The 23,719-nt window shown below is 38.8% G+C and carries 18 protein-coding genes; 11 read left to right on the top strand and 7 right to left on the bottom strand.

The features are described from left to right. Positions 1 to 74: 74 nt before the first annotated feature. The 3 genes from AC6CH7_RS02595 to AC6CH7_RS02585 all read right to left on the bottom strand — a co-directional run bounded on the left by AC6CH7_RS02595 (position 75) and on the right by AC6CH7_RS02585 (position 3,114). Positions 75 to 1,337 carry a sialidase family protein gene (locus AC6CH7_RS02595; RefSeq protein ID WP_498261203.1) on the bottom strand — a complete coding sequence of 421 codons (1,263 nt, stop codon included), beginning with the start codon at positions 1,335 to 1,337 and terminating at the stop codon, positions 75 to 77. A 155-nt stretch (positions 1,338 to 1,492) separates the two neighbouring features. Continuing rightward, on the bottom strand, positions 1,493 to 2,179 hold the full coding sequence (locus AC6CH7_RS02590; protein WP_498261202.1) for a FadR/GntR family transcriptional regulator: 687 nt from the start codon (positions 2,177 to 2,179) through the stop codon (positions 1,493 to 1,495). A gap of 92 nt (positions 2,180 to 2,271) precedes the next feature. Beyond that, complete coding sequence (locus AC6CH7_RS02585; protein WP_498261201.1) at positions 2,272 to 3,114, bottom strand: hypothetical protein; 843 nt, start codon at positions 3,112 to 3,114, stop codon at positions 2,272 to 2,274. A 184-nt stretch (positions 3,115 to 3,298) separates the two neighbouring features. Between AC6CH7_RS02585 and AC6CH7_RS02580 the strand changes: the two genes are divergently transcribed. From AC6CH7_RS02580 to AC6CH7_RS02570, 3 genes are all read left to right on the top strand, one after another. Next, positions 3,299 to 3,907 (top strand): RNA polymerase sigma factor, encoded by a 609-nt coding sequence (locus AC6CH7_RS02580; RefSeq protein ID WP_498261200.1) that lies wholly within the window; start codon positions 3,299 to 3,301, stop codon positions 3,905 to 3,907. Further along, positions 3,894 to 5,138: a hypothetical protein gene (locus AC6CH7_RS02575; RefSeq protein ID WP_498261199.1), complete on the top strand. Its 1,245-nt coding sequence runs from the start codon at positions 3,894 to 3,896 to the stop codon at positions 5,136 to 5,138. Before AC6CH7_RS02580 ends, AC6CH7_RS02575 begins: the two co-directional genes overlap by 14 nt. Positions 5,139 to 5,469: 331 nt before the next feature. Next, complete coding sequence (locus AC6CH7_RS02570) at positions 5,470 to 5,886, top strand: DUF1801 domain-containing protein (RefSeq protein ID WP_498261198.1); 417 nt, start codon at positions 5,470 to 5,472, stop codon at positions 5,884 to 5,886. 54 nt (positions 5,887 to 5,940) lie between these two features. On the opposite strand, the gene AC6CH7_RS02565 is transcribed toward AC6CH7_RS02570, so the two are convergent. The 4 genes from AC6CH7_RS02565 to AC6CH7_RS02550 are packed head-to-tail and all read right to left on the bottom strand — an operon-like array spanning position 5,941 to position 11,438. After that, complete coding sequence (locus tag AC6CH7_RS02565; RefSeq protein WP_498261197.1) at positions 5,941 to 6,318, bottom strand: c-type cytochrome; 378 nt, start codon at positions 6,316 to 6,318, stop codon at positions 5,941 to 5,943. 59 nt (positions 6,319 to 6,377) lie between these two features. Next, complete coding sequence (locus AC6CH7_RS02560; RefSeq protein WP_498261196.1) at positions 6,378 to 7,493, bottom strand: Gfo/Idh/MocA family protein; 1,116 nt, start codon at positions 7,491 to 7,493, stop codon at positions 6,378 to 6,380. Between the two features lie 32 nt (positions 7,494 to 7,525). Then, positions 7,526 to 8,383, bottom strand: coding sequence for a sugar phosphate isomerase/epimerase family protein (locus AC6CH7_RS02555; RefSeq protein WP_498261195.1), 858 nt, complete (start codon positions 8,381 to 8,383; stop codon positions 7,526 to 7,528). A gap of 28 nt (positions 8,384 to 8,411) precedes the next feature. After that, positions 8,412 to 11,438 carry a PVC-type heme-binding CxxCH protein gene (locus AC6CH7_RS02550; protein ID WP_498261194.1) on the bottom strand — a complete coding sequence of 1,009 codons (3,027 nt, stop codon included), beginning with the start codon at positions 11,436 to 11,438 and terminating at the stop codon, positions 8,412 to 8,414. Positions 11,439 to 11,559: 121 nt separating this feature from the next. Between AC6CH7_RS02550 and AC6CH7_RS02545 the strand changes: the two genes are divergently transcribed. The 8 genes from AC6CH7_RS02545 to AC6CH7_RS02510 all read left to right on the top strand — a co-directional run bounded on the left by AC6CH7_RS02545 (position 11,560) and on the right by AC6CH7_RS02510 (position 23,557). Further along, positions 11,560 to 12,435, top strand: coding sequence for an AraC family transcriptional regulator (locus AC6CH7_RS02545; protein ID WP_498261193.1), 876 nt, complete (start codon positions 11,560 to 11,562; stop codon positions 12,433 to 12,435). 285 nt (positions 12,436 to 12,720) lie between these two features. Next, the gene (locus AC6CH7_RS02540) at positions 12,721 to 12,927 is read left to right on the top strand and encodes a hypothetical protein (RefSeq protein ID WP_048904154.1); all 207 of its coding nucleotides are present in this window, start codon (positions 12,721 to 12,723) and stop codon (positions 12,925 to 12,927) included. Between the two features lie 63 nt (positions 12,928 to 12,990). Continuing rightward, the gene (locus AC6CH7_RS02535; RefSeq protein ID WP_498261192.1) at positions 12,991 to 14,163 is read left to right on the top strand and encodes an HlyD family secretion protein; all 1,173 of its coding nucleotides are present in this window, start codon (positions 12,991 to 12,993) and stop codon (positions 14,161 to 14,163) included. Between the two features lie 7 nt (positions 14,164 to 14,170). Further along, entirely contained in the window at positions 14,171 to 16,336 is a 2,166-nt protein-coding gene (locus AC6CH7_RS02530; protein WP_498261191.1) for a peptidase domain-containing ABC transporter, read from the top strand. Between the two features lie 307 nt (positions 16,337 to 16,643). Then, a complete protein-coding gene (locus tag AC6CH7_RS02525) occupies positions 16,644 to 19,631 on the top strand; it encodes a SusC/RagA family TonB-linked outer membrane protein (protein WP_498261190.1) in 2,988 nt (995 codons plus the stop codon). Positions 19,632 to 19,643: 12 nt separating this feature from the next. After that, positions 19,644 to 21,233 carry a RagB/SusD family nutrient uptake outer membrane protein gene (locus AC6CH7_RS02520; RefSeq protein WP_498261189.1) on the top strand — a complete coding sequence of 530 codons (1,590 nt, stop codon included), beginning with the start codon at positions 19,644 to 19,646 and terminating at the stop codon, positions 21,231 to 21,233. Between the two features lie 21 nt (positions 21,234 to 21,254). Further along, positions 21,255 to 22,319, top strand: a complete 1,065-nt coding sequence (locus AC6CH7_RS02515) for a phosphatidylinositol-specific phospholipase C1-like protein (protein WP_498261188.1) — start codon at positions 21,255 to 21,257, stop codon at positions 22,317 to 22,319. 62 nt (positions 22,320 to 22,381) lie between these two features. Then, positions 22,382 to 23,557 carry a CehA/McbA family metallohydrolase gene (locus tag AC6CH7_RS02510; protein WP_498261187.1) on the top strand — a complete coding sequence of 392 codons (1,176 nt, stop codon included), beginning with the start codon at positions 22,382 to 22,384 and terminating at the stop codon, positions 23,555 to 23,557. Positions 23,558 to 23,719: the final 162 nt, after the last annotated feature.

The following is a 23,719-nucleotide window of genomic DNA, read 5'->3' as shown; positions in this document are numbered from 1 at the left end:
ACTGTTTTAATTTTAATATTTGGTTTATGGTTGTTATGTACTCGAGGGATGATAAAAGCACATGGTATTTGGTTTTATGGTTCTGTACTGCCGTTTAAGATCCAGGCAAGATTGAACTTGTTAAATTCAATGGATTTATTGCTGCTGGCTGAATCATGAACATTTTCATTGTATTCCACTAAAGCACCAATGCAGTAATCGGCGGTTTTTACCATGCTCGAGTAGCCACCGTAAACTACAGTGCTGTTGGTATAATTGCAGTTAGCAGTACTATAAAGCGCGCGGCTTCTTGGCCAGGTCGCCCCATCATCATAACTGATGCGCACGGTCATGTTACAACGCTGACCAGTTCCGTTAGGATTAAGGAATATGATCCTGTTTGGGTCGTCGGTATTGTATCTTAACATGGACCCTTCACACTTTGGATCGGGCAACGCGGTTACTGTTGAAAAAGCAGGGAAGCCGCCGGCAATAGAGCCAACTGATTTTCTTCTGGTTTTTGATAAGTTCCACTCGGTAGTACCCGGTCTATCATTTCTCATCAGGCTTCCATTCATCAATTCCACTATGGTACCTTCATCCGTACCCCCGGCAGTTAATTCATATTGCCATGTTGCACCATGATCATCACTATATATATTTCTTCCGTATGCGGGAACGATCAGCCGGCCGGGATGATCGTAAGCCGTTCTGATGCCTATACCCGGACCAACACAATCCCATTTGTAGGAAGGTGGTGTTAGGCTGCTGGTACGATCTAAAGGAACCGACCAGGTAACACCATCATCATCACTATAAGAGGTATGAATTTTTCTATCGCCCCATGCCTGAAAATCTGACCATTGTGTTTTAAACTCATCATTCCATTCCAGAAACAGCCAGATCCTTCCATTTGCGCCCTGAGTTGGGTCGTAAACAGCTGTTGGATTGCCCCATGTCCCTGCCCCACTTCCAACAACCTCTCCTAAGGTAGACCAGCTGGTTCCGTTATTTACAGATCTTTTATATACTACATTGATATCACCATAATCACTTGGGCTCCATCTTCTGCCTTCAGCAAAGGCAACCAGGGTTCCATTCTTTGTTTTTATGATTGATGGGATTCTGAAAGAATGGTATATACTTTCATTGCCCCCGTTAAATACAACCACACGCGTATTAACTGGAGCGGCCAGTACGGCAACGGCAGCCTTGGCTGTGTTCGACTCTTTTGGATTTTCAATTTTACTTGCACTTATTGAGTTTTTAGCACACCCGATGGCAAGAGAGATGAGGAGAATGAGACAGCAAGATACGATGACAAGATATTTGCTATCATTTTTTTTGAAGTGATTCATCGCGGTCATTTAATATTTGGTTATAAGCACTTATGTAGTACATATCAAATGTGGGAACTATTTTTTATAAAAACAAATAATTAAATTCGATTATACAAAAAAGGCCTTAAAATAATATTTTAAGGCCTTTTTTGTATAAAGATGTAAAGTGAAAATTACTTTAAGCGATCGAAATGAGGCTTAAGATGCGCCTCCATTCCCTTTTTAAAATCGGCTTTTGATCCGGTTTTCAGAATCTGAACCAGGTCCATATGGTTAACTTTACCTCTTGTTGGTTTCTTTTCCAGGGTAACTACATAGTCAAAAATAGGAAGCAGCATGATTTGAAATCTTTTCAGTGTATCGTTGCCCGACATTTCGTAAAGTTTACCATGAAAAGCGATTTCATTTTTAATTCTGAATGAATTATCAAGGTTTACTTCTTTTTTGGCTATGTTTTCTAATTCGGCAATATCCTTGTCGGTTTTTCTGATGTAAATCAGATCAGCCAATCCCATTTCAAGTACAAGTCTGAGCTCAAAAATATCCTGAAGGGTTTCCTTGTCTATAATCAACGGATCCAAAACACGTTCAAACGTTCCAAGAATATCTGGTCTGGCCAGCACCATCCCTCTTTTCTTTTTGGTTTCAATCATGCCCAGCATGCGCAGTCTGCTCAGTGCTTCGCGTAAAACATTTCTGCTTACACCTAAAGCTTCTGCTAACTCCAGTTCTTTTGGCAGCGCATCGCCGGGCAGGAAGGACTTCTTTTTTAAATATTCTCTGAGTTTTACTTCAACAACATCTGCCATCGTAATAGAAGCGATGGGAGCCAGATCTTTACTTAAATCGTTAATTGCCATAATGCCTCAAAAATGAGATATTTTTTGTTAATATGTACGACAAGATAAAAATATTCTTATTAAGCGATGCTGACAATTAAGGTTTTCCGACTCTATTTTAAAGGCTCCGTAGTCAGGGTAAGTATCGGCCAAACACCCGGTCTAGGTACGCTCACACCTTTAGTTTCCCCTCTGGCGACATCTGGTCCAAAATAGTAAAGCGGACGCCCCTTATAAGTTAATTGATTTTTACCTACAGAGGTGATCACAGCCATCAGATCTTTAGTAAGAACAGAAGGAACATTCAGTATCTGAGATTCAAATATTGGCCATATCGCATTATTGCTAAGATCTGGTTTGGTATAGTTGTTCTTATTAAAAGTATCGGGAGCATAAGCATATAGGGTTCTGCCTTTGGCGTCAGTTAGATAAACAGTTATACCAACCCCTTCTTTAGCATCGGCAGTATAATTTTTACCATCATCGCCAACAAGCTGCTTGCTGGCAAACATCACCGAATAATCGGGTTTACCTACGAACCATATCCCGCCTACTCCATCCCCTTTGAATTCTCCGGCGGCTTTATCTTCGGAATAATAATATAGCGGCCATCCTTTATAGGTGGTTTGTTTTGTACCATCGCCCCTGGTAATTGTTGCAATATCTGCAGCATCTATTCCGGCAGGCGGAGTTGCATTTGCAGCATAATAAATCGGCCACAAAGTTAAGCAGCCACCGGTACAATTGGAAGTACCATTGGGATCGTTGGCAAAGAAATAGAGGGTTTTCCCCTGACCATCGGTAAGGACATTACCAAATTTGGTTGAAGTAGCAAGTTTAAGGTCCAAAGAAACTTCATCAGGTTCTTTGATAGGATCTTCTTTCTTTGAGCAAGCCGTAAAAAGTACAGCAGCTAAACTAAACAGTACTAGCGTTTTTTTGAATAAGGGTGACATAATTGTTTTTTTTAAGGTGAATTAAAGAGTTGACTGATCACTAATATGGATTACGGGAAGGCCGCATAAATGGTTGCGCAGAGATCAGAAAATAAATATTTATTTTTAAAGCAACCTATTGCGTAACTTCAACGTACTATAGTTAGTATAGGTAAAAATGGCCAATGTAAAATCGAAAAAATAGGTGCAGGAAATTATTGAAGGTTGCATCAGGAAGGACAGAACAAGTCAGTATTTGCTCTATAAAGAATTTTATAGTTATTGCATGGCCATATGCCGGCGGTACGCTTTGAATGATGATGACGCGGCAGATGTATTGAATAGCGGGTTCATGAAAGTGTTTACACATATTGAAAAATATGACCCCGAAAAGCCTTTTAAAGCGTGGCTTGGAAAGATTATAACCAATACCGCTATTGACCATTACAGGAAAAGCCTTAAGTTTTCAAATCACGACGAGCTGAGTGAACACCAGGATATGGGCGGGCCTGCGCAGGTATATGAGCAAATGGCCTATAAAGACCTGCTGGTATTGGTTCAGGGATTGCCACCAGCATATAGAACTGTATTTAACTTATTTGCTATAGACGGATACTCACACGAAGAAATTTCGGAACTTTTAAATATATCGGTAGGGACATCGAAATCAAATTTATTTAAAGCACGACAAAAGCTGCAAGAAAGGCTTAGTTCCGCGGCTGGAACCAGGTCTGGGGATGTATATTTTAATAACTTTAGTACTCAAAATGAAGTGCCTTTACAAAACAAAATAGCTGCAGATGGAAAAAGATAATGGAATAGATAAGCTGTTTAGAGATGGGTTGAATGATCCTGAAATCCCTTTCAATGAATTGGACTGGGCAAAGATGGAACAGAAACTGGATGCGGGTGCTAAGAAAAAGGTTATCCCATTCTGGTTCTATGCTGCAAGTGGCATTGCTGCTGCATTGGTTGTTGGTTTGTTCTGGTATTTCTCAGGATCAGACAAAGTAGTTAAAGAACCTAAAAAGACTGAAATAGTTGAATCAAAAAAAGAGAAACCTGCAAATAATAATCCTTCACTTACAAGCACAGATACCGGCGTTGTTGTGAAGACCAATCCGGAAATTGTTGTTGAACCGGATATTGAGTCACCCGTTAAGAATATTGATCAAAACTACGTGAAGATTCCGCAGGTTATAACCCCAACTCAGGATCTTATGATTACTCCTGATACCGGTTCAGTTAAAGAAAATAAAAAACAGGAACGCATTGCAGAGGTGGTAACACCAAAAACAGAAGAGAAACAAACTGCTACTCCGGTTGACAGCTTGCCGGCAGGCAAGAAAGCTGAGGTGTTAGCACAAACGAATGAGCCTGCTACAAAAACAAATGTTCCTGAAAAGAAAGAGAATAAGCAAGTGTCTCCAAGCTTTACCGGAAAACCGAGTGCACTTACACTTTCTATTATGGCTGCGCCGGATATTTCGACTTCGAATAAGAATGTGGATACCAAAGTAAGCTCCAACATAGGGCTGCTTGCCACTTATGCCATTACAAATAAAATTAGTGTGACCACTGGCGCTGTTTATTCAAGAAAGCTATACAATTATGGTGGGGTTGGATCGGCAGGAATAGCCTATATGCAAAATGCATGGCAGGTTGATGCTGATTGTATTGTATTGGATGTTCCGCTTAATGTAAACTACACCTTTTTAAAACGAAGAAACTTTTCAGTTGGTGTAAACTCAGGCCTTTCGAGTTATTTTATGCTTAATGAGAAATACAAATACATTACAGGACCACAGGGAGGAGCACAAAAGGTTTCTGTACTTGAAATTAAGAATGAGAACCAGCATATTTTTGGTGTAGCCAACCTATCTTTAAGTTTTGAGCGCCGGATAACCAACTCCCTAAGCTTTGGGGTACAACCTTTTATAAAACTGCCGCTTACAGGAATTGGAAATGGCGATGCCAGATTAAAATCTACAGGAGTTGCTTTCTCGTTGAACCTTGGTTTGTTTCCTAAATCCGGGCGCAAATAGCGCTTATTATTTGAATTTACTTACATCTATGGCACGGTAGTCCTCTCTTTTCCCCCAATGCCATCTCTTAAGCTACAGCTCAATAAACCATAAATCTATTTTATTTACACCGGATTACCTGCAGTAAAATCTAGGATACGTAAGCCCTATAATTTAATATAATTACTTATATTTAAGGCTCACCCTAGTTTATTATATGTTCTAATTTGTCACAAATCGCCCTTCAAAATGTCGTTTACGCACCTCATTAAATCTGCTTTTGCACTATAAATTCACTGTAATAAAGGAATTGCCGCACCAAGCATTTAATCAGAATCAACCATCTCAAAATATGACTATATCTAAAACCGCCACAAATTCAAATAAGGTAAGTGCACACATCAAAAGATTAGAAGCACCCATAGCAGCCGCAACTCAATATATAAGGCAGATCATTTTAAGCACGGATAAAGAGATAGGAGAACAAATAAAGTGGAATTCGCCCTGCTTCTATTATGCAGGTCCAATGAAACCGTTCGATCCTAAAGAATATAAAAGAGATATTGTGGTAGTAAACCTCCATAAGGGCAATATCTTACTGGTTTTTCCTACGGGGGCAAAAGTTAATGATACCAGTGGATTGCTTGAAGGAAATTTTACAGATGGCAGAAGACTGCTTAGGTTTAAAGATATGGATGATGTCAAAGCCAAACAGGATTCGTTAAAGACAATAATTACGGAATGGCTTAAGTTGGTAGAAAGCAATTAGCATAAAAAGCGGGTGCACCATGATTTATGATACACCCGCTTTTAGTTTAAGTTATTACTTAGTAGAAAGTATATACTTTACAATTTTCTCGGCGTCAGCCTGAGTAACAGATGGGTGAGGTGCCATAGGGATTTCGCCCCATACTCCACTTCCTCCTTTAATTACTTTTTTAGCAAGCAAAGTAACGTTTGCCTGTGTTGCAGGATATTTCTTTGCAACATCTGAGTATGCAGGTCCAACTAATTTTTCAGTTGGTTTATGACATGCAAAACAGTCTGATTTTGTAATCAGTGCTTTTCCCTGTGCAACCTCAGCAGGTGATAAAACACTAGATGCCGGTTTAGCCCCCTTACCGGTTTTCTTAGTTTGTGCGTATCCGCTTGTGCATACTGCAAAAACAGAACAAATTAAAAAGACAAAGCTCTTTTTCATATTCAATACATTAAAATTAATTGAGTTCGGTTCATTTGATAATGCAAATAAACTAATTTTTATGATTTAAACGTGAAATCTGGCAAAGGAATTATTTCTCCACCCTTCATTGCCGACTCATGCGCCAAAATACCTACACAAGTGATGTTGGCAGATTCCTGAGCATCAGGATAAGGAGCTCTGTTTTCAGTTAAAGCTTTTAAAAACTCATTTACAAGATGTGGATGCGAACCTCCATGGCCAGATCCCTGTATAAACGAAAGGTGTTGGTTGTCTTCAGAATCATAAACACCAGCCGTGGTAAAATGCTGGATTTCCTTAGGTAGAAGGTGCGCATAATCTGGTATCTTAACTTTTTCAGGAGATTCACCGGTATGGATTACACTGTCCTCATGTTCAATTAACGTCCACTCAAACGATTTTTTAGAACCATACACGTCAAAACTTTCCCGGTATTGTCTTGCGGTATTAAACAGCGATCTTGTAACTTCTGCAGACAAATCTGAATCACGATATTTGATATGACAAGTTTCGATTGCAAATGGAGATCCATATTTTTCGATCAAATTATCATCAATCTTTCCAGAACCAAAACAAGAAACATATGCTGCCTGTGCTTTTGGCAATGCCAATACAGGGCCAACACAATGTGTCGCATAGTGCATTGGTGGCAAACCTTCCCAATACCCCGGCCAACCTGCCATTTCCTGCTGATGGGATGCCCTTAAGAACTGTATTTTGCCTAGGTCTCCCCTTTCATAAAGTTCCTTTACAAATAGAAATTCACGACTGTAAATAACCGTTTCCATCATCATATAGGTCAATCCGGTTTCTTTTACCGCCTCAACAATCTGACGGCACTCCTCAACAGTAGTAGCCATTGGTACTGTACAAGCCACGTGCTTTCCGGCCCTTAAGGCTGCAATAGATTGTTCCGCATGATTTTGTATTGGCGTATTGATGTGAACAGCATCCACATCAGGATCTTTAAGCAGATCCTCGTAATTCGCATATCTTTTTTCTATTCCAAACGCTTCTCCTATTTCTTTCAGTTTATCTGGATTACGCTGACATATTGCGTACATATTTGCATTAGGATGTTTTTGATAAATTGGAATGAATTCTGCACCAAATCCAAGTCCAACAATGGCAATATTTATTTTTTTCTGACTCATATTATTAACTGATACAATGTTTATTTGATATGTTATTTACTCCAGTTTTTTAAAAATTTAATCCCCTGTTCGGCAAAACTATCCTGGCTTGGGGCGAGCGCGCGCCAGATGCAAACCGCTCCGGCCAGTTCTTTTACTTCAGGAGTAAAACTTTCAATTGAAACAGCGCCCTGGTAGTTTATAGCTTCTAAGCCTCTTTTATAGGCATCCCATCGGGTTTGACCAGTACCTGGAGTACCTCTATAGTTTTCAGAAACCTGTACGTGCAAAAGGTCTTTACCTGCAAGCAAAATTGCCCTTTCAATATCCGGTTCTTCAATATTCATATGAAATCCGTCCAGCAATATCTTTGCTGCTGGATGATTAATATCTTTAATCAGACGAACAACATCTTCGGCAGTATTGATCAGATCAGACTCAAAACGATTCAATGGCTCTATAGCCAACTGAAGTCCTCTTTCCTGCGCCATCTCACCTACTTTATAAAGATTACTTGCAGCCCTGTCCCACTCTATTTTTTTCTGTTCAGGCGACACTAACCGTGCTTTACCTACTGCAGAATACATTGGTCCGGCAAAAAAACCAGCGCCAATTTCATATGCAATTTCCAGACAAGATTCTATGTAATTAAAACTGGTATCATGATACTTTACATCATCATTTGTTAAATCCCTGGTAGGGCCAAAAGCACCACAAATAGCAGGCACTAAATCAAACGCTTTGAGTGCTTCTTTAACAATTTTTGTATCAATTAGGGCGGGATCCTCAATTGGTATTTCTACCATATCATATCCCATACTTTTAATCTTTGAGAACAGTGAAATGGTGTCTGTTTTAAATGGCGATGTCCATAACCACGTACTAACACCTAACTTAATATTTAAACTCATAATGTACCGGCAGATATTTGATTACTATTTATTTGGTTACTTTCATTACACCATTCATGATGCTCCAGTGCCCCGGAAAAGTACACAGAAAAGGATAATCTCCGGGCTTATCGGGTGCAGTGAACTGTAAGGTAACTTTTTCTTCCGGATTCAACAACTTGGTTGCGAACAAAATCTCAGGAATTGCAGGTACATAATTCTTCTCGGCACCGTTAGGATCCTTCGCCATTTCATCGGCGGCCGCGCCAACTTTTTTAAGTGTGCCAGGTTTAGAAATCACCATATTGTGCTGCATAAAATCTGGATTTTCCAGGTTAATCGTTACTGTTTGTCCTGCTTTTACAGTGAATGAGGTTTTGTTAAATTTCATTACATGTTCTACGACCTTAATGTTGATCACCACTTCCTCAGAAGGCTTGCCAGAATGGTGTTCTTTTTCAGATGAAGCCACATCTTTGTTTTTCACATTCGGAAGAATATTCTTAACTATTGTCTGAATATATGGAGATGGATTTGGGGCTGTTTTAGACATGGCCAGGAACCCTTCATGATGTAGTAATGCTGCTGTATACAATGCCTGAGCAATGTATTTATCTTTTGCATTTACTGAATCAGCAGCGGCTTCGTACAAAAGATGTCCAAGATGAACAGAAGCAGGTATATCTGATATCGCAAGTATGGCTGCCAGCCGAACACGAAGATCTTTGTCTTTAAGTAAACCTGCTTTTTGGATTGAACCAATCATTGCATTGTCTTTTGGAAGCGCTTGAATTGCCGCCTTTCTTACACCAGCTGCAGGATGATTTAACGCCTCCTGTACGGCCTTTAAAGCCTCAGCATTAGATCCATTTAGCGCACCTAATCCTTGCAAGGTCCAGATCGCGTTTACCGCGGGCCCGTTTAAATCTATTTCATCTACTTTTTGATTACTGATGATTTTATAAAGACCCGGTATAACTGATAGATTTTTAGATTCCACTATTAAACGCTGAGCAGTCATTCTCCAGAATAGGTTATCGCTTTCTAAAGCTGCAACTAATCCTTCAGGATTGTCTTTAGATAATTTAATTGGGGTATATGCTTTCGCATTTTTATATTTAATTCTGTAGATACGGCCACGTACACGATCACGTAGTGGATTTATGTATGCATTACCTTCTCCATTCTCAAACCCACGCGGTGTAGGGTTATGTTGAATGATAAAATCGTACCAATCTGCTACCCATACTGCACCATCCGGACCAACTTCGGCATGTACAGGACCTACCCATTCGTCGGAACTTGCCAAGAAATTCCAACCATCCTTTTCGATGAAACCTGCCCCTTCTTTTTTAAGTAGGGCACTGTGAATTACCCTTCCGGTAGGTTCACAAACAAAGGCTGTACTGTTCCAGTAACTTTTAGGGAAATTTCTTGCAGTATAAAAGTTATGGCCCGCTGCAGCAGTAAAACCACCGTGCACATCCACTTGTCTTAAGTTTGGAAATACCACATGCATTTCATAATGGCCATCGATCTTTTGAACCGGCTGAACATTAGAACCCGGTAATACTTTACGCATGTATTTTTCCGGCATCGAGAAAAATGCGGTGTGTGTATTGTTGGCGGTAGAAATGAATACATCATTTTCTTCTGTAAAAGCCAATCCCCAGGTGTTGTTGCTGGTTCTGCCCTTAAAATCGAGGTTTTTACCATCAGGGGTAAAGCTATAAACACCCTGACTGAATTTTAGCTGCTGATCAGCTACTTTACCATCAAACCCGGCATACCCTACAACTCCCCAGATCTTATTATCGAATCCGTATTTTAAATTTGAAGGCCCGGCATGGGTGTCACTTTTACCCCATCCAGTGATGATATTTTCACGAAGATCAGCCTTATCATCACCATCGGTATCTTTCAGAAAAATAAAGTCGGGGGCTTGTGCAACGATTACACCACCATTTGAAAACATGATACTGGTAGGAATGTTCAAACCATCGGCAAAAATTGTAAATTTATCTGCCTTACCATCTCCGTCAGTATCCTCACAAATCTTTATTCTGTCATCGCCCTTACCATTTTTGTTTCTTATTGTATTTGGGTAATCTATCGTTTCTATCACCCATAATCTTCCTTTTTCATCCCATGCCATTGAAATAGGGTTAATAATATCTGGCTCCGATGCAAAAAGTGCTATCTCAAAATCTACAGGAACCTGCATGTGTTTTTGAGATTCACCGGCAGTAAAAGCATGTTGAAATCTTGGTGCCGGATCACGTTTTTCATAGTTAGGAATATTGGCATCAGAATATACACCAACAGGAATTTTATAATCAGCAATTTGCTTTTGTACTTTATCTCCCAGCGCCCAAAGCACACCATTACTTATAAGTTTTATAAAGTCGGGCTGTTTCCAGGTACTATCATTATGGCCACTTGCAGTATAAAATACCCTTCCTTTACCTTGTTTGCGAACCCAGGTATAAGGCTCATGTAAATCGCCCTCTACGCGTTCCTGCAAAACGGTCATATCAGGATTAAGCTTGGTATGAACATAGGTTTCATCCCATGAGGAGAAAGGATTAACGCCTTTCATGACAGGGTGATTTTTATTTACGGTTACCGCCGAGAATACCCCCGTTTTATGGGTACTAAACTGTCCGCCAACGGCCTGAATATACCAATCAGAATTCTGAAAGCAGAAAGAAGCAGAGTGAATAGGGATTAAAGCTTTCCCTCCTTCTACAAAATCTTTAAGTGCTTTTTCTTTATCTGGAGTAATGGTATCATAGTTACCATAAATAATGATACCATCGTATTTGCTAAGTGTTTGGGTGTTTAACAAACTCGTATCAGTGGTATAAGAGACATTAATACCAAGTCCGAAAAGAGGACTGATCAGCATCGGAGCAAGCTTTGATGAGTTATGATGCGTACTTTCGTTTCCCAGAAAAAGAACCTCAGCTCTGCGGGGATGCTGTTTCTCTGCATTTCCACCGACTACTCTTGTTTTATTTGAACAATACTGAAACAAGACACTACTTAATACGATTAGAAAAATAATCTTTCTCATTTGGTCATTATTATATTTGGAAATACAAATAAGCTATTTTTTATATCATTATTCTATCTAAATATTATCAGTTTCTAAGTGTATTTTGTCATTGCTCTATTTTTTTATACTTTCACATCACATGAAATGCATTGTTCAAAAATCCGCCATCCCTTATTCTAAACTACTGGTTGTTAAAAGACTGGAGGAATTAAACTTCGACCCAAGTCTTCACCAACACCCTGAATATCAATTATTTTTAGTCCTAAAAGGATGGGGCACACGCTTTATTGGAGATAATATTAAGCCATTTAATCCGGGAGACCTTGTATTTACAGGCCCTAATCTTCCGCATTTATGGAGAAATGACCCTGACACCAAAAAATCATCAAAAACACTAGGCATAGTGATATATTTTCCCCAGAATTTTCTTAGTGAGATTATCAATTCAAAGGAAGAAATGGAGAACATCCGCTTACTATTTGAGAAAGCAGGAAGGGGACTGGAGATTTATGGCAAAACGAATAAAGTGGTAGGTAAAATGATGCAGGAACTCCTTTATGCAAAGGGGGTTTCGCGATTAATTATACTACTTCAGATTCTAAATACCATTGCAGATTCAACGGATTCACACCCCATTACCCATGTTAATTATATCCAAATAAATAACAAAACCGAATCTGACCGGATGAATAAGATCTATAGATATATTATGAAAAACTTCAGAAATAAAATTAGCCTGGAAGTGATCGCCGACCTTATAAACATGACACCCAGTTCGTTTAGCAGGTACTTTAAATCGAGGGTCAACAAATCCTTTTCTGATTTTTTAAAGGAGCTAAGGATAGATTATGCACGTAAACTTTTGAATGAGAACAAAATAAGTATCAACAGCGTGAGCTACGATTCCGGTTACACCACGCTTTCTAATTTCAACAAGCAATTTAAAGAGGTAACAGGAAAAACGCCTCTTCAATATAGAAATGAATACCTTAAAATAAGGACAGAGAGCATCTAAAACCAGCCTGAATTCCGCAATAAAATGCCTGCTTGCGTACTGTGCACTAAATGAACAAATTGAACAAATTCATAAGCGCTATCGATTTTCACATCATACAAATGGTTTTCTTGTCAAAAACCCACATTTTACCCTTCTAAGTCAATAAACGGGCGCTTCCGAGCGGATTTTCCCGGCCATGGTTTTCTCACTTTTATTGTTACTTTCGTTTTAGTGTTGGCCAACATAGGCGTATCCTGAAAAGCCTTTAACGAGTAAGGAATTTAACAATAACAACCCCCTATTATGAACAAGTTAGAATTAAACAATCTTGGTGTTCAAGAAATGAACACGACTGAAATGACAAAAGTTGAAGGCGGTGGTTTACTTGGCGGTATATTAGATAGTCTTTTGACTTCTGTAGTAGGAACCGTAAACTCTGTAGCAGCTGACACTTCAGCTTTCTTAAGCAAAACATTGACCAATGTTTTGAAACTGGTTTGGAGCCTGTAAGAAAAAATACCGGTAACCACTATTCTGGAATTCAGAATAGCGGTTACTTTAATATCCAACTATATGCCCCTTTCTACCTATTCTGCCGAAACAATTTCAAGTACCTCTCTTGTTTATCGATCACAAATCAGTAATTCAACCAAGCTCATATACCTCATTGCAGTATTTGCAATACTTGGAACTTTTGCAGCACTCCCATTCATAAAAACTCCAATAAGTGTAAAAAGCGCTGGACTACTACAATCTTCAGTTGAAAAAACTGAACTAACAATACCTGTAAACGGCAGGCTTACCCTGCTTAAGCTTACAGACAACAAGAAACTTAAACAAGGCGATACGCTCTTAATCATTGATGGAGCACTACCCAAACAGCAGGGTGCTTTGGTACAAAACCGCCAGGGACAAATCGGGCAGTTCCTGCAGGATATACATATGCTGTTAATTTACATTAATCGAAACGGATACAGCTACCCTAGCCTCCAAACAGGCCAATATAATGCTTCATGGCAACAATTTGCCCAAGAGCTTGAAAATGCACGAATAGCAAAAAAACAAGCAGAAAGTACTTTCAACAGATACAACAAATTATACCAGAACAAAGTGCTTACAGAATCTGAATACGACAAGTACAAATTTGAACTTGAGCAAGCAGAATCTGCCTTTTTGATGGTAAGTACAAAATATAAAACCCAATGGCAAACCGAAGCAAACCAATTGCGAAATGAATTGCGTGAGCTTTCAGGTCAACAGGTAGAAATAAACGAACAAAAAAAACAATACCTATTAAGGGCCCCTATTTCGGGATCTTTACAAAATTTGGTGGGACTTCAAAAAGGGGCATACGTTTTTGCCAATCAAAAAATAGGAGAAATATCTCCTGACACCAACCTTACGGCTTTTTGCTATATAAAACCAGCAGATATTGGTTTAATAAAGAAGGGCCAGGAAGTACGCTTTCAAATAGACGCTTTTAACTACAACCAATGGGGTTTGGCTGAGGGTAAAGTGCTCGACATTTCTGATGACATCATTATAATTAATAATAACCAACCCGTGTTTAAAGTAAAATGCAGTTTGGATCAGAATTATTTAATGTTAAAAAATGGTTACAAGGGCTATTTAAAAAAGGGTATGAATTTTACTGCCCGCTTTACGGTAACCGAAAGAAGTTTATACCAATTGCTATACGATAAGGTAGATGATTGGGTAAATCCAAATGTTAGCGGAGCGATATGAGAAGGCTATGAGCATCAAAGTAAAACAACACGATATAACTGACTGTGGGGCAGCTTGCCTCGCGTCTATAGCATCCCATTATAAATTGGATTTGCCTGTTGCGCGCATCAGACAACTTGCAGGTACCGACAAAAAAGGAACCAACGTACTTGGCATGGTAGAAGCCGCCGAGAAATTGGGTTTTGAGGCTAAAGGAGTTAAAGGCCCATTTGAAAGTTTATTTAAAATCCCAAAACCGGCCGTTGCACATCTTATTGTGCATGATATTTTGCAACACTATGTGGTCATATACAAGGTGACCAATAAGTATATAGAGGTCATGGATCCTATTGACGGACAGATGCACCGCAAAAGTCACGAGCTGTTTAAAAAAGAATGGACCGGTGCACTAGTACTGCTTCTGCCAGCAGAAGAATTCCAGTCGGGGAATGAAAAAGTATCTGTACAGGGCCGTTTCTGGAACCTGATAAGACCACACAAAAGCATCCTGATTCAGGCATTGTTTGGCGCAATTGTATACACTATCCTTGGTTTGTCTACCTCTGTATTTGTCCAAAAGCTGGTAGATTTTGTTCTTGTAGATGGCAATAGAAACTTACTCAACTTAATGAGTATCGGAATGATCATCATTCTGGCCCTGCAACTCTTTATAGGTACGGCTAAAACTATCTTTACCCTTAAAACAGGGCAAATGATAGATGCCCAGCTGATACTAGGATACTATAAACACCTGTTAAAACTGCCTCAACAATTTTTCGATACCATGCGTGTGGGCGAAATCATTTCAAGAATTAATGATGCAGTAAAAATCAGGACGTTCTTAAATGATGTGAGCATAAATTTTTTAGTAAATATCTTTATCGTGTTCTTTTCATTTATCATGATGTTTACTTATTACTGGAAGCTGGCCTTAATCATGCTAACGGTAATTCCTTTGTATTTACTGATCTATTATATCACCAATAAACTGAACAAAAAAGCGCAGAGAAAACTAATGGAAGATTCGGCTGAACTGGAATCACAATTGGTTGAAAGCTTAAATGCAATAGGAACAATAAAGCGTTTTGGGTTAGAAGGCCATGCCAATGAAAAAACGGAAACACGCTTTATAAAACTGCTACAAACAGGGTTTAAATCCAACATTAACGCTGTTTTTTCTGGAACATCCTCCGAATTGGTTTCTCGTTTATTAACCATTATCTTATTATGGGTAGGTGCCGGTTATGTACTGGAAAGTAAAATTACTCCCGGCGAGCTTTTATCATTCTATACCCTTATAGGTTATTTCACCGGACCGGTATCTTCTTTAATTGGCATGAACAGAACCGTTCAGGATGCTGTTATTGCAGCAGATAGGTTGTTTGAAATAATGGACCTGGAGCGCGAAAATGACGAAAATCAAATTGACCTTACTCCTGATAAAATAGGCGACATTCATTTTGAAAATGTTTCTTTCCGTTACGGAACAAGGGTTACCGTATTTGAAAACCTTAACCTTACCATACCTAAAGGTAAATTTACAGCGATTGTTGGAGAAAGTGGTTCTGGTAAATCAACGCTGATGTCTATACTCCAAAACATATATCCGATACAAAAAGGAAATGTGAGTATTGGCAAGTACGACCTGAAGTATATTCGTAACGCCTCTCTTCGGAATGTGGTTTCTGTTGTACCGCAGAAAATTGATCTTTTTGCCGGTAATGTTATCGACAATATCGCTGTTGGCGACTATGAACCCGACATGCAAAAGATCATAGATATAGCTACCCAGCTTGGAATTATTGACTTTATAGAAACCTTACCGTCAGGATTTCAAACCTATCTTGGCGAAAATGGCACTACCCTATCTGGTGGACAAAGACAACGCATAGCGATAGCCAGAGCAATATATAGTAATCCCGAGATTCTTATTCTTGATGAAGCCACTTCTTCATTAGATTCTGCATCTGAACAGCATGTACAAAGAATGATTGACCTATTAAAAGCTCAACATAAAACGGTAATTGTTATTGCCCATCGCCTAAGTACGCTGAACAATGCGGATAAGATCATTGTATTAGACAAGGGCCTTGTTGTTGAAGAAGGAACTCATAATGAGCTGTTGTTCGACAAAAACTCTGCTTATGCAAACCTCTGGAAATTGCAAACTCCGCAGTTAATAACACACGGATAGCTATCACAATTTCTTTAAAATTAATGAGCTGAATTTACTGGTTTTTCAGCGCTGTGATATGGAGGCGGCAAATGAAGATCGGCAGCGCTATAGTGCCAAAAAAAAATCAGAATACCGCAGGGCAATGAAAAGTTCATGTTATTTAAGTCAGTTAACATTCTATCATAAAAGATAGCTTTTGTTAATAATTTCATAATACTATCTAACAAAATTACTAATCCACCAAGTACATCTTTGTAGCACATTTCGCAGCGCCTAATTGCGGTTGCTGAGGAAGTATTTTCCAAATAACCATAACTAATTATTCATGAAACAAAATTACAAATTCAATTATTTGACTTTGATCGGGAGATGGCAATTTCTTGCCATGTACCTGCTCCTGTTTTCATTAAATTTATTTGCTCAAAGTAGTAAAACGATTACAGGTAAAGTTATCGATGAGACGAACCAACCTATTCCTGGTGCTACTGTTAGAATTAAAGGAATTAGCGGAGGAACTGCCACTAATTCAGATGGTATTTACAGAATACAGGCAAAAAGTACAGATATTATCATTTATTCAATGCTTGGCGGGGTAACCCAAGAGATAACAGTTGGTAATCAAACCAATATCAACATAACATTAGTGCCCGACAATCAAACCCTTAAAGATGTGGTTGTTATTGGTTATGGTACGGCAAATAAGAAAGATTTAACAGGTGCCATTACTTCAATAAAATCAGAAGATTTTAATCAGGGAGTTATGGTTAATCCGGCACAGCTTTTACAAGGAAAGGTAGCTGGTTTAAACGTAACAAAAAGTGGCGACCCGAATGCAAAGCCTTCAACTATTTTACGTGGTCCTTCTACCTTAAGAGAAGGTGCTGCACAAGAACCATTTTATGTTATTGATGGGGTTCCAGGTGCTTCGATTGATTTACTTGCTCCCTCTGACATTGAAAACATCGACATTTTAAAAGACGCTTCTTCTACCGCAATTTATGGTTCCAGAGCTGCAAACGGTGTGATCATTGTAACGACAAAACGTTCTAAAAATGGTCAGGCCCGCTTATCTTATAACGGCTATGCAGCAGTAGAGAAAGTTTCAAAAACGTATGATATGCTCTCTGCACCAGAATTAAGGCAATATCTTACTGATAATAAACAGACCTTAAATGCGGTTGATGATGATGGCGCTGATACCGACTGGCAGTCGCTTTTGGAAAGAACAGGTTACTCGCAAAACCACAATCTATCTTATGGGGGTGCAGCACAGTCATCAGATTATGGCGCAAGTGTTAATTACCTTGATAATAAAGGGATACTTAAAAATACATCACTAAAGAGAACGATTGTAAGAGGATTCATCAATCAAAAATTTTTTAATGACAGGTTGAAACTGGGCTTAACCATTACAAACAGTAATTCAAAAAGTTCAGATATTTATCAATCTCAGGCTTTGCCAAACATGCTTTTCTATTTACCAACAGTGAGCCCTTTTAACACTGACGGGACTTATAAAGAGAACTATGACCGTACCGGAAGCGGCACACGTAATCCTTTATCAATTGTCGACAACAATCAAATTAGCAACCTGAATAACAAAACGTTGATTAACGGTATGGCGCAGGTAAATATTCTTGATGGGTTAAAGTTTACAGCCAGCGTTTCTTCGCAGAGGGATCAAAATAATTACAGCACCTATTTAAACAGCCAATCTGGTTTAGCGAGAGGCGTAAACGGGCAAGCACAAAAAATTGATGTACTAAACAAAAGCCAGGTTCTTGAAGGTTATTTTAATTATGATAAAACCTTTGGTAAGCATAGTCTAAAACTACTGGCCGGCTACTCCTGGCAGGAAGACAGAACCAATGATGGTTTTGGCGTAACCACACAAAATTTTTCGAACGATAAATTAGGTTATAACAACTTATTTCTTTCTAACCCACGCTTATTGTCACAAATCACCTTCAATGATGCTCCTATATCTACTTTAAGATTAATATCGTACTATGGCAGGGCCCAATACAACTATAATGAAAAATATCTTTTTCAGGCATCGTTAAGAAATGATGGTTCTTCAGCTTTCGGTAAAAACGATCGTTGGGGTTTATTTCCAGCGGTATCAGCCGGATGGAGAATTATAGGTGAAGATTTTATGCAGGCAGTTCCTGTGATCAGCGATTTAAAACTCCGTGCAGGTTACGGCGTTTCGGGTAACAGCTTAGGTTTCAATGCCTTTTCTTCTTTACTTATTTATGGAACTCTTGCTGGAAGCAACAAATTCTTAAACAATGGCAATATCAGCAATGCAATTGGTCCAGTTAGAAATGAAAATCCCGATTTGAAATGGGAAAGTACGGCAACCACAAACATTGGTTTAGATTTTGGTTTATTTAATGATAGAATTACAGGTTCGGTAGATTTTTATGTTAAACAAACTTCTGATTTAATTTATGACCGTTACCAAGTTTCAACCACACAGTTTTTCTTACCAACCATTACAGCTAACGTAGGTAAAATAAAAAATACCGGGATTGAGTTTTCATTAAATGCGATAGCAGTTAAAACTGATAATTTTAAGTGGACAACCTCTCCAACTATTGCGCATAATAAAAACGTAGTTGAAACTTTATCAGACGATTTCTATAAAATACCAGCAATCGAGACCGCACAGCTAGGAGGTAAAGGGCAGTCTGGAAATTTCAGTCAGCTTGTTCAACCAGGTTATGCCTTGGGTACATTTAACTTGTGGAATTATGCAGGTAAAAATGCGGCAGGTGTAAGTACTTATATTAATGCAGCCGGAGAAACCATTGCAACGCAACCATTAACAACCGACCAAAAAATTGCGGGCAATGCGCAGCCTAAATTAATTTACGGTTGGGCCAATAATTTCAGCTACAAAAACTGGGATTTAAATTTCCTGGTTCGTGGTGTATTGGGTAATAAGATTTTAAATGCGACAATGGCATCTCTCAATAATCCGGCTGATGCTAGGTTGCAAAATATTCCACGTTTTACTTTGGGCGAATCATTCAATGATATTAATGCTTATTTAATCTCGGATCGTTTCCTTGAAAGTGGCTCTTACCTGCGTTTGGACAATACTACATTAGGTTATACCATCAGGCCAAAAACGTCTTCAATTAAAGCAATTAGGCTTTATGCTACGGCGAATAACGTTTTTGTGATAACAAAATACAGTGGTATCGATCCAGAAATCAACATCGGTGGCTTAACACCAGGGATTGACAATAATAATTATTATCCAAAAACAAGAACCTTCAGTTTTGGTGTAAGCGCATCATTTTAAAAAAATATGAAAATGAAAAAAATTATAATCCTATTTAATATTCTTGTCTGCCTGATGGTCTTTGAATCATGCAGTAAGCTAGACGTCGATGTAGAATCGCAATATGTGAAAGATAATTTCCCCAACACCAACTCAGATTATGCGGCACTTTTTGGCACCATGTATTCTAATCTGTCATCACAATACGGTGTGCCCTACTTTAGAATGCAGGAGCTTTCTACTGATGCGGCAATTTTACCGGCACGTGATGGAAATTTTGATGATGGTGGTCAGTACCGTCAACTTCACTACCACACCTGGACCATTGACCATCCAAATGTTAGAGACATTTGGCAGTGGGGTTTCGGCGGGATCAATAACTGTAATCGCTTAATAAACCTGACCAGCCAATCTCTGGTTTCTGATGCTTCAAAAGCAAGTAGTTTGGCCGAAGTAAAAGCAATGAGGGCTTTGTATTACTACTTTATGATGGATTTATATGGTAATGTGCCAATTATCGATACTTTTCCTGTAAGTCAACTACCAGGAAACCAAACCCGCGAAAAAGTATTCGAATTTATTGAAAAAGAGCTTTTATCTATTGCTGGGCAATTACCTGTTAAAAATGACGGTAACCGTGTATTGCTTTATGGCAGACCAACACAGGCTATGGCTTACGCCTTGTTGGAGAAAATGTATCTAAATGCCCAGGTTTATACCGGAAAAGCGAGATATACTGATGCAGTTGCTATGGCCGATAATATTTTGAAAAACGGTAACTATGCACTGGATGCAAAGTACAGCGATATTTTTGATGTTAACAACGGACCATATATCAACGAAACCATCTTTGCTATTCCTTATGACCAGCAAATTCCAGGTAACCAAATTACACGTTTTGGTTTTTTACCACATCTGGCAGCATCTTACGGTATCAATGTAGGTTTCAGTATTTCGATGAGTACCACACCCGAGTATTATAACCGCTTCAATTTAGCAAATGACATTCGCAATAGCTTTTGGTTAATTGGCAAGCAATATGCCCCGGATGCTAACCGTAAACCGGATTTAACTAAACCAGTTTTTGTAGCAGGTACAACTACACAAATTGAAATAACTCCGGCTTTGATCCTTAAACCAGGTAAGCCAATGGACTTAGGGAATACCGTAGCCGATCAGTTAAAAGGAATTCGCTCTGTTAAATACTGGCCAGATGTAAATGCAATTCAGGCAACCAGATTAAATGGAAATGACATGCCTGTTTTACGTTTAGCCGATGTAATGTTAATGAAAGCAGAAGCAATTTTAAGAGGCGCTGCCGCTACAATAGTTAATGGAGAGTTACAAACACCCCTTATACTTGTAAATAAAATAAGAGCTCGTGCCGGTGCCGATTTAGCGACTTCTGTAGATCTGACAACTTTGCTAGATGAAAGAGCTCGTGAATTGAGCTGGGAAGCCTGGAGAAGAAACGATTTAATCCGCTTCGGACAGTTCGAAGTGGAATACCCGCTGCCAAACGACGTATTGTTTATGAATAAAGATGTAACAAGAAGGATATTCCCTATTCCTGCCAATGAGTTAAAATTAAATACTAATTTAAAGCAGAATCCTGGTTATTAATAATTACCCAAAATTAAAAGTATGAAACTTAATACCTGTATTGGTCTATTGCTGGTTCTGCCAGCAATAGCTTTAATTTCTAAAAAAGAAGACCTACCGATAAATCAAATTCAGGTTATCGGCTCGCACAATAGCTACAAGCAGGCAATTGATCCCGTTCTTTTTAAAATAATCAAGGCCTCCGACTCTGCAGCTGCCAATAGTTTAGATTATGAGCACATTAGCATGCCCGAACAATTGAATATGGGTCTTCGTAACTTAGAAATTGATGTTTACGCAGATGAAAAAGGCGGAAAATACGCCCATCCTAACGGACTTGAGCTGGCTAAAGGTCAGGCACCTTTTGATTTGCAAGGTGAAATGAGCAAGCCCGGTTTTAAGGTTTTACACGTTCCTGATTTAGATTTCAGATCTTCGGCACTCAGCTTTAAGTCAGCCTTACAACAATTAAAAACATGGTCGGAAGCCAATCCTGAGCATACACCGGTTTTTATCACTTTAGAGGCAAAGGACGATTCCATAAAACGCAAAGGACTTACGCAGCCCGAAGCATTTACGGGGGAAACCTTTGATGAACTAGATGCAGTTATTTTAGAAAATCTCGGCAAAGAACATGTGATTACTCCTGAGGTGATTAAAGGCAAATACAAAACTTTAGAAGAAGCTGTTTTAAATGGAAACTGGCCTAAACTGAGCAAAGCGAAAGGAAAGTTCATTTTCGTTTTGGATGCTACAGGCAGGAAACGATCGACATATATCCAGGCACATCCGTCATTAACAGGTCGTGTGATGTTCGCAAATGCAGATGCCGGAACACCAGAAGCTGCATTAATGATTAGAAACAATCCGCATGATGTTCAAATTCCTGTTTTGGTAAAAAAGGGGTATATCATTAGAACCAGAGCTGATGCCGATACGCAGCAAGCCAGAAAAAATGACTGGAGCAATTTTGAGACCGCATGTAAATCTGGGGCTCAAATTATCACCACTGATTATTATAAAAAAAGCACGCATTTTAAATCAGATTACGTCATCAGCTTTGCTGAGGGTAAATACTTCCGGACTAATCCTTTATTTAAAAAATAAGAGAAGAAACTAATAGAGAATCGCTATTAAAAAGGCGGCTTGCTAACCAAATTTAAAAATTGATGATACACCTTCATTCCAGATATTATTGTCTACTGCTAACCATCATTTTATATTTAAATGCGGCTAATTTATATGCGCAAGAAAATAGCGCTGCGCAACCTATTATCAACACATCTGGTGTTTGGTTAAAAGGCGATTTGCATATACATTCTAAACACAGTACGGAGTCAACTAATAATTCCATTTCAAAAATTATAAATTTTTCCAAATCGGTTAAAATGGATTATTTATGCATCACCGATCATGATAATCATGTAAACGGCGATGTTGCACACCATACCTGGGCAGATCCGGAATTCAAATCAGATTCGTTACTTTTATTGTATGGAGCGGAATGGACTACTGCAAGGGGCCATGGAAACGTTTTCTCTGACAAGCCTTACAATCATCAAAAATTATTCGATGTGAGAGATCAACGTGATGTTAAGATTGGCAAAGTCAAAAAATCTCTTGGTGTACATTTATCGGCCAACCATCCTATAGGAAAAGATAATTTCGGGTTTTCTTATGATTTGGTTCAATCTATTGAAGTTTGGAATTCCGCCGTATGGCCTAAAAATGCAAATGCAGTTATGATTTGGGATGACATGCTTTCCTCTGGCAGGATGATCACAGCAAGAGGAGGAAGTGATGCCCATCATGGAGTTCCAACCGGAGCTGAAAAGCCAAGTGCAAATACTTTTGAGGCAGCATATAATTATGTGGGCACACCAACAACCTGGGTATTTGCAAAAGAACGCAGTTTAAGTGCAATTGTAGAGGCTTTAAATCATGGTAAAGTGTCTATTAGTTCAAATCCGTATTCTCCTCGTGTCGAGTTTTATGCCGATGCTAAGGGTAATGGAAAGTTCGAAATGATGATGGGTGATCATACCGTCTCAAAAGGTAATCCTGTTCAATTTCATGTTCAATTAATTGGTAATACCTTGCCAAATGAAATCTACACAATTACCGTTATTAAAAATGGAAGGAAATTTAATACCTATCAAATTAAAGGCGAAATGCCCACTTTAGAATTTGCAGATACCCCAGATATAAAACAACGCACTTATTACCGTGTAGTTGTAGAAGGCAAGAATACACCATACCCGGAGTTGCCAAAATCTGTAGCGCTAAGCGAAAATATGGTTGGGTTATCAAACCCGATTTACTTTAATTTTGATCCAAAGTTTTAATATAAGCATGGCACTGCAATGATGATCTGACTCCCTCTACCTATGTCTAGGGGGCAGAATACATCGAAGCAGATTTGGCAAATGTTCCGATGATCAACGACTTTTAGAAGAATAAGATTATTGAGGAATATGTGAAGAAAGAATAATTTTTCCGCTCAAATG

This window comes from Pedobacter sp. GQ55, assembly GCF_059758925.1.
Note: the sequence above shows the minus strand (reverse complement) of the source record. Positions and strands in the feature narration are given on the sequence as shown.

Excerpts from the sequence above, each read along its gene's own strand:
- AC6CH7_RS02595 (WP_498261203.1), bottom strand. The coding sequence starts at position 1,337 with ATGAATCACTTCAAAAAAAATGATAGCAAATATCTTGTCATCGTATCT.
- AC6CH7_RS02590 (WP_498261202.1), bottom strand. The coding sequence starts at position 2,179 with ATGGCAATTAACGATTTAAGTAAAGATCTGGCTCCCATCGCTTCTATT.
- AC6CH7_RS02585 (WP_498261201.1), bottom strand. The coding sequence starts at position 3,114 with ATGTCACCCTTATTCAAAAAAACGCTAGTACTGTTTAGTTTAGCTGCT.
- AC6CH7_RS02575 (WP_498261199.1), top strand. The coding sequence starts at position 3,894 with ATGGAAAAAGATAATGGAATAGATAAGCTGTTTAGAGATGGGTTGAAT.
- AC6CH7_RS02570 (WP_498261198.1), top strand. The coding sequence starts at position 5,470 with ATGACTATATCTAAAACCGCCACAAATTCAAATAAGGTAAGTGCACAC.
- AC6CH7_RS02565 (WP_498261197.1), bottom strand. The coding sequence starts at position 6,318 with ATGAAAAAGAGCTTTGTCTTTTTAATTTGTTCTGTTTTTGCAGTATGC.
- AC6CH7_RS02560 (WP_498261196.1), bottom strand. The coding sequence starts at position 7,493 with ATGAGTCAGAAAAAAATAAATATTGCCATTGTTGGACTTGGATTTGGT.
- AC6CH7_RS02555 (WP_498261195.1), bottom strand. The coding sequence starts at position 8,383 with ATGAGTTTAAATATTAAGTTAGGTGTTAGTACGTGGTTATGGACATCG.
- AC6CH7_RS02550 (WP_498261194.1), bottom strand. The coding sequence starts at position 11,438 with ATGAGAAAGATTATTTTTCTAATCGTATTAAGTAGTGTCTTGTTTCAG.
- AC6CH7_RS02545 (WP_498261193.1), top strand. The coding sequence starts at position 11,560 with ATGAAATGCATTGTTCAAAAATCCGCCATCCCTTATTCTAAACTACTG.
- AC6CH7_RS02540 (WP_048904154.1), top strand. The coding sequence starts at position 12,721 with ATGAACAAGTTAGAATTAAACAATCTTGGTGTTCAAGAAATGAACACG.
- AC6CH7_RS02535 (WP_498261192.1), top strand. The coding sequence starts at position 12,991 with ATGCCCCTTTCTACCTATTCTGCCGAAACAATTTCAAGTACCTCTCTT.
- AC6CH7_RS02530 (WP_498261191.1), top strand. The coding sequence starts at position 14,171 with ATGAGCATCAAAGTAAAACAACACGATATAACTGACTGTGGGGCAGCT.
- AC6CH7_RS02525 (WP_498261190.1), top strand. The coding sequence starts at position 16,644 with ATGAAACAAAATTACAAATTCAATTATTTGACTTTGATCGGGAGATGG.
- AC6CH7_RS02520 (WP_498261189.1), top strand. The coding sequence starts at position 19,644 with ATGAAAAAAATTATAATCCTATTTAATATTCTTGTCTGCCTGATGGTC.
- AC6CH7_RS02515 (WP_498261188.1), top strand. The coding sequence starts at position 21,255 with ATGAAACTTAATACCTGTATTGGTCTATTGCTGGTTCTGCCAGCAATA.
- AC6CH7_RS02510 (WP_498261187.1), top strand. The coding sequence starts at position 22,382 with ATGATACACCTTCATTCCAGATATTATTGTCTACTGCTAACCATCATT.